General features: G+C 34.5%; 5 protein-coding genes. 1 reads left to right on the top strand and 4 read right to left on the bottom strand.

All coding sequences use genetic code 11. The features are described 5' to 3' along the window. Positions 1-76: 76 nt before the first annotated feature. The 4 genes from QZQ55_RS10335 to QZQ55_RS10320 all read right to left on the bottom strand — a co-directional run bounded on the left by QZQ55_RS10335 (position 77) and on the right by QZQ55_RS10320 (position 4,764). Complete coding sequence (locus tag QZQ55_RS10335; RefSeq protein ID WP_295093073.1) at positions 77-835, bottom strand: SDR family NAD(P)-dependent oxidoreductase; 759 nt, start codon at positions 833-835, stop codon at positions 77-79. A 121-nt stretch (positions 836-956) separates the two neighbouring features. Then, positions 957-2,708 (bottom strand): phosphoenolpyruvate carboxykinase, encoded by a 1,752-nt coding sequence (locus QZQ55_RS10330; RefSeq protein ID WP_295093071.1) that lies wholly within the window; start codon positions 2,706-2,708, stop codon positions 957-959. Positions 2,709-2,904: 196 nt separating this feature from the next. Continuing rightward, positions 2,905-3,387: a signal peptidase I gene (gene lepB / locus QZQ55_RS10325; RefSeq protein WP_288209342.1), complete on the bottom strand. Its 483-nt coding sequence runs from the start codon at positions 3,385-3,387 to the stop codon at positions 2,905-2,907. Between the two features lie 39 nt (positions 3,388-3,426). Next, positions 3,427-4,764 carry an MATE family efflux transporter gene (locus tag QZQ55_RS10320; protein WP_295093069.1) on the bottom strand — a complete coding sequence of 446 codons (1,338 nt, stop codon included), beginning with the start codon at positions 4,762-4,764 and terminating at the stop codon, positions 3,427-3,429. Between the two features lie 110 nt (positions 4,765-4,874). Between QZQ55_RS10320 and QZQ55_RS10315 the strand changes: the two genes are divergently transcribed. Continuing rightward, entirely contained in the window at positions 4,875-5,519 is a 645-nt protein-coding gene (locus QZQ55_RS10315; protein WP_217106980.1) for a hypothetical protein, read from the top strand. Positions 5,520-5,840: the final 321 nt, after the last annotated feature.

The raw sequence follows: 5,840 nt of genomic DNA, 5'->3' as shown, positions 1-5,840 counted from the left end.
TGTGGTCGGACTATCTCCGACTGAATCAGTGCCATGCCCGGCACACTTGAAAAAGTGCAGCCTAAGCCGCACTCCATTATAAATCTACACCATAATCAGTAACTACAACCTGTCCTGTAATAGGTGCTGCATCATCACTTGCTAAGAAAAGAGTGACTCTTGCAACATCTTCTGGACTACATGGTTTTAGTGATAAATCACTATGAGCACTCATAGCACCCATCATCTTCATATCCATTGTATCAGGTGTTAAACCTGCTGCCATATCTGTAGTGATACTACCAGGACAAATAACATTACAACGAATATTTTCTTTTGCAAAACGCATTGCAGTATGTTTAGTAACACCAATAATAGCGGCTTTTGTAGAAACATATACTGCTCCTCCAGCACCAAACTGACCTGCAACACTTGCAATATTCACAATAGAAGCACCACTAGTCATCACCTTTAATGCTTCAGACATACAATACATTGTACCCTTCTGGTTAATATCAATAACTCTATTTAAGTCATCATAATCAATACTATCAATCGCATTTAATCCTTTATCAAGTACACCTGCATTATTCACTAATACATCTACTTTACCAAATGCTTCTACAGTTTTAGAAACCAGGTTCTTTACATCATCAATCTTAGAAATATCAGTAGGTACACATAATACAGTACCTCCTGCTTCTTCAATTTCTTTACCTACTTCTTCTAATACTTCTTTTCTTCTTGCTGAAATAACAACCTTTGCACCTTCACTTGCAAATAATTTTGCAATAGCTTTACCAACACCTGCATTACCGCCTGTAACGATAGCGACTTTATTATCTAATTTACCCATATTTAAGCCTCCTTGTTAAAATAGTAACATAACTGTAAGCGTATTCATAGAGTGGATAATCAAATTCATCTATTTTTATATAAAAAAACACCTCAAGAATAATCTTGAAGTGTTTGAGCTATTACTGTTCTTCTGGTAATTCCTTAAGATCATCATCACCAGTTACATAGTGTAAGATAGTCTTTGCAGCAGTTCTAGGACCATCATATTCCTTACCCTTAATACCAAGTCTTGTACGAAGTACACCAACCTGTACACCCTGTTCAAACATCTTATGGAAGAATTCCTGTAATAATGGTTCTGTCTGTTCTTTTCTCTGAACTGGACCAAATGGGTTTGCGAAATAAGAGCCAACTAAACCATATTCAGTAGTAGTACCCTTAGCCATACGGTTACCAGCTCTGAATACCTTTAATGCATCTTCTTCATTGTCAAAGAATTCTAAGGCTTCACCTTCAGCTTCATAGTTATTAGCATATAAGAAGATATCTACATCATGATCAGCGATAACATCCTTATAATCAGTAATAGGAATTACGATACGTGCATTGACCTTATCTGGGTTCATGAATACAGATCTATCTAATTCCTTAAAGCTGTAACCAGCATCTAAGTCATCAAGACGAACGAAGGCACCAACTTCTGTACCTGAAGTCTTTACTTTACCGTCAACTAATGATAAGCAACCCATATCATCATAGATAGTCTTGATATCTTTGATATAAGCTTCACCATAAGCCTTGATCTGTTCAATAGTTTCTGATTTACCAGCACCAGAGTCACCCATTACGACGATATTCTTTTCAGAACCATCATGTAACTTCATCTGGATCATAGCACCATGGATAGGTAATTTGTGGTGGTTGATGTTAGATACGTTGTGAAGTGTTAAACACATCTTCTTCATATATCCGAAGTAATCGAATTCATCACTTGCTGATAGTTTAGCAACCATCATATCGTTCTTGTCATCCTGGAAGAATGACTGATCCTTCTTACCATCTTCATAACCATATACATATACTAAATCTGGTTTATTATGTCTATATTCTGATTCATCAGCAAGCTCAAATAAGTTACATAAAGTAACACCCTGTGCCATAAACTTAGTATTGAAGTAAACGAAACATAATAACTTACCAACCTTTGCAGGGTAACATAACCACTGATCAGGATTAAATGTTAAGTCAGTAACTGGATTTGTTCTACTTTCTGGGAATACACCATCTCTTTTGTTTCTCTTAGAATAAGTGATAAATGGTGGATGAATAACAACCTGTTCAATGAATGGAACATCCTTTAAACATTCATAATCATCAGGTAAACCTGTAGTTAAGTGAGTAACAGTTAAACCAGCATTTACACCAGCTGTAATCTGTCTTAATACCTTATCGTTCTTACCTACAGCTCTCTGCATTGAACGATATACTTCTAATACAAGTTTTTCAAACTCTTCCTGAGCATCAGCGAACTGTACACTCTGGTAACCTGATTTCTTTGAGTCATTGAAAACAATTGCATATCTCTGAAGTTTTCTCCAGTATAAATAAATGTCTTCAATTAACTTTACGAACATATCACGATCTTCAAAATACACTGCATATTCTGGTCTTAATGCACAAACCTGTTCTGCATCAAGTACAAGTAATAACTTGAAAATGCTTCTTAAATCTCCTAATAAGAAGAAATCATCCGCATTGCGTTCATGTAAATAAATATATAACTGTGTTTCTAATCTGCGCTGATTCTTAATGAATTTCTCCAATACCTTAGAGAAAGATTCACTTTCCACTAATTCACATCTACTCTGACAGAATTCTTCAGAGAAGTTTAAGATTGCATTACCTCTAGTAATTTCGAATTTCTTAGCCATTTTTTCATCCTTTCTAAATAGATTATGTTAGCTCCTATCTACTTTAACCCCATAATAGCAGAGAAATTTACAATATGCAAAGCCTAATTTTGTAATTATCATATGTAAGCGTTATTATTTATGGAATTTAGTAAATTCCTATTTTTGGCTTGCTAAGTTAGTTAAAACTAATATGTAACATAAAAAAAGACCTTTACTAAAAGGCCTTAAAGAATACTTTACCGACTATTTCTTTCTTGAAAGAAACAGCACCTATATAACGGGAATCTGTAGAATGGTTTCTATTATCCCCCATAATAAAGACATCACCTTTTGGAACTGTATAAGTCCAGTTAGTGTCTGTCATTTGTTCATTGATATATGTTTCATTGACTTTCTTACCATTACGGTAGAGTTCATGATCAATACATTCTATTGTATCACCCTGCTTGCCAATGACTCTTTTAATGATCTGTCTCTGCTGTCCTAATATATTACATTTCGCAATGACAACATCACCATATTTTACATCATCATAATGATAGAACTGCTTATTGACTAAGACAATGTTCCCTTCATGATAATTAGGTTCCATAGATTGTCCTTCTACGTGAGAAATCTGGACAAAGAATAGGAAACCATATGTAAGAATCACAGTCACAAGAATAACTTTTACATATTCTAATATTGTTTGTTTCATATTTTTCATTTTAATCACCGAAACGATTATACCATAGTTTTAGGATAATTCCTTAAATAAACTAAAAATAAAGGGAACAGGAATGATACTTGCGCATAAATCAGCTATAGGCTGAGATAATGCTAAACCTGTAATACCCCATATGTGAGGCAATAGGATAACAAGCGGGATAAAAGCCAAACCACTTCTTAAAGCAGCTAGGAATGTCGCTATGACACTTCTACCAATACTTTGGAATAACATATTTGCGCCGATACTAATAGCCATAAAGAATATCGCAATACATTCAAATTTCATTGCAAGTTGCGCAATAGAGAGTACTTGACTATCCTGTGTAAAGAGTAAGAGAAGCGGTTTTGTGAAGTATAAACAGATGACACTAATAATACTTAACAGAATAGTAGAAAGAGTCACAGTGAAGATAAAGGCTTGTTTCAAACGATCATATCTTTTTGCACCATAGCTAAATGCTGATACTGGCTGGAAACCCTGACCTATTCCTACTCCTACCGAGAAGATGAGATTGGATATACGACTCACAACACTCATTGCCGCAATCGCTTCATCTCCATAGATTCCTGCCGCAAAGTTAAGAGTCATAACACTGACACTATTTAATCCCTGACGACAGAGTGATGGGAATCCTACCGCAACAATACTTCCTATAACATATTTTTCTAAACTTACATATTGCCATTTAAAGCAGCTTTGTGTCTTTCCTTTGTGATACATAGAATAGAGAATGAATGCACTGATATATTGAGACAGGGCAGTAGAGAGTCCTGCACCAGTGACACCCATATGAAATATACGCATAAAAAGATAATCACCAAAGATATTAATAATAGAACCAGATGTAAGTCCAATCATCGCAAGTGATGCTTGTCCTTCATATCTTAGTATATTATTCATCACACATGATGAAGTCATAGCAGGTGCTGCAATCAAAATAAAGAAGGCATACGCTCTTGCATAAGGTAATATAGTAGAAGTAGAACCCATTAAATACATAAGCGGATTCAAGAATATAAGGCCAAGTACCGCAATTAAAGCGCCAAAAAAGAGTGAACCAAAAAAGCTTGTAGATGCAAATATACGTGCTTCTTCTACTCTTTTAGTCCCTAGTCTTCTTGATATATTTGCGCCTGCCCCATGTCCAAACATAAAGCCAAAGGCTTGTAATATCGCCATCAATCCAAAAACAATCCCTACTGCACCTGTAGCACTTGTACCTACTGTAGAGACAAAGTACGTATCAGCCATGTTATAGATATTAGTAACCAACATTGAGATTGTTGTTGGTAATGCGAGAGTAAGTATCAGAGAAGGGATTGGCTGCTTGATCATTCTCTCATACTGTGATTCATATTGTGCCATAAAATTCTCCCCTTTTGAATATTTATTATAGAACTACTTCTTACTTAAAACAATCAAGGTTCACTTTCTGAAAAAATTGTGATAATGTAAGAGATGCGAGGTATGAGAAAATGTATAAAAAATTATTAACACTAATATTATGTGCTTTCTTTGTATTAACTGGATGTTCTTCTCAAACAGCTGTTAAATCACAGGCAAGCACATATGCCGTTCTTACTAAAAAGAAGAAAAGTGAACTACTTAAGATGAAGAAACACTATGATCTTATTGTAGTGAGAAGTAAAGGTTTAACTACAGAAGATATGAAGGTTTTAAGAAAGAAGTCTAAACAGATTTATTTCTATATGAGTTTAAAGAAACCACATCACAAAGCTGAAACTTTAAAGGCTGATGGTATCTTTATTAGTAAGATTGATGATGCAGATACATTAGATGCTCTTATTAAGGAAGCAAATCAGAATAAGTTAAAGGTTATTGTGAATAATGCCTATGATTATAGAGAAACTGTTTATAAGAATTCTAAGATGGTTACAGGTGTAAACCAGACTAGTATGATGACTAAGAAACAGGGTAAGAAATATGTAAAACAGGATACTGAAGTATCAACACGCTTAAAGAAATATTTAAGTACATGCCAGGAAAAAGGTATTGCGACTTATTTAGTAGAGTATACTAAAAATACTGACTGGAGAGCTGCAATCAATGCTTATTGTAAGAAGCATCATATTACTTACTACAATCCAACTATTAAGTAAGACACATGGAAACATGTGTTTTTTATGTACAAAAAAGACCTCCGAAGAGGTCTATTAATAGAAAACCCGTGCAAACATCATTTACACAATGCCGCGCCAGTAAAAGTTTGACTTTTTCTTCCCACCTAGATATTACACTGACTAAAACCAACTGTCAATGACTATGCCAAGAAAGGTTAAAAGGGAAAGATTAAAACATTGAAATTTGAATTTGCAAGTTCCTTTTACGTACTACAATCCAATATTAAATAAGACACATAGAAACACAATGGTATTAAGTTAAGCGACTAAATACCAAAAACCTCTTTGATTTTAAAATCA

It is taken from the genome of uncultured Catenibacterium sp., from assembly GCF_900540665.1.
Taxonomy (GTDB): Bacteria; Bacillota_I; Bacilli_A; order Erysipelotrichales; family Coprobacillaceae; genus Catenibacterium.
Note: the sequence above shows the minus strand (reverse complement) of the source record. Positions and strands in the feature narration are given on the sequence as shown.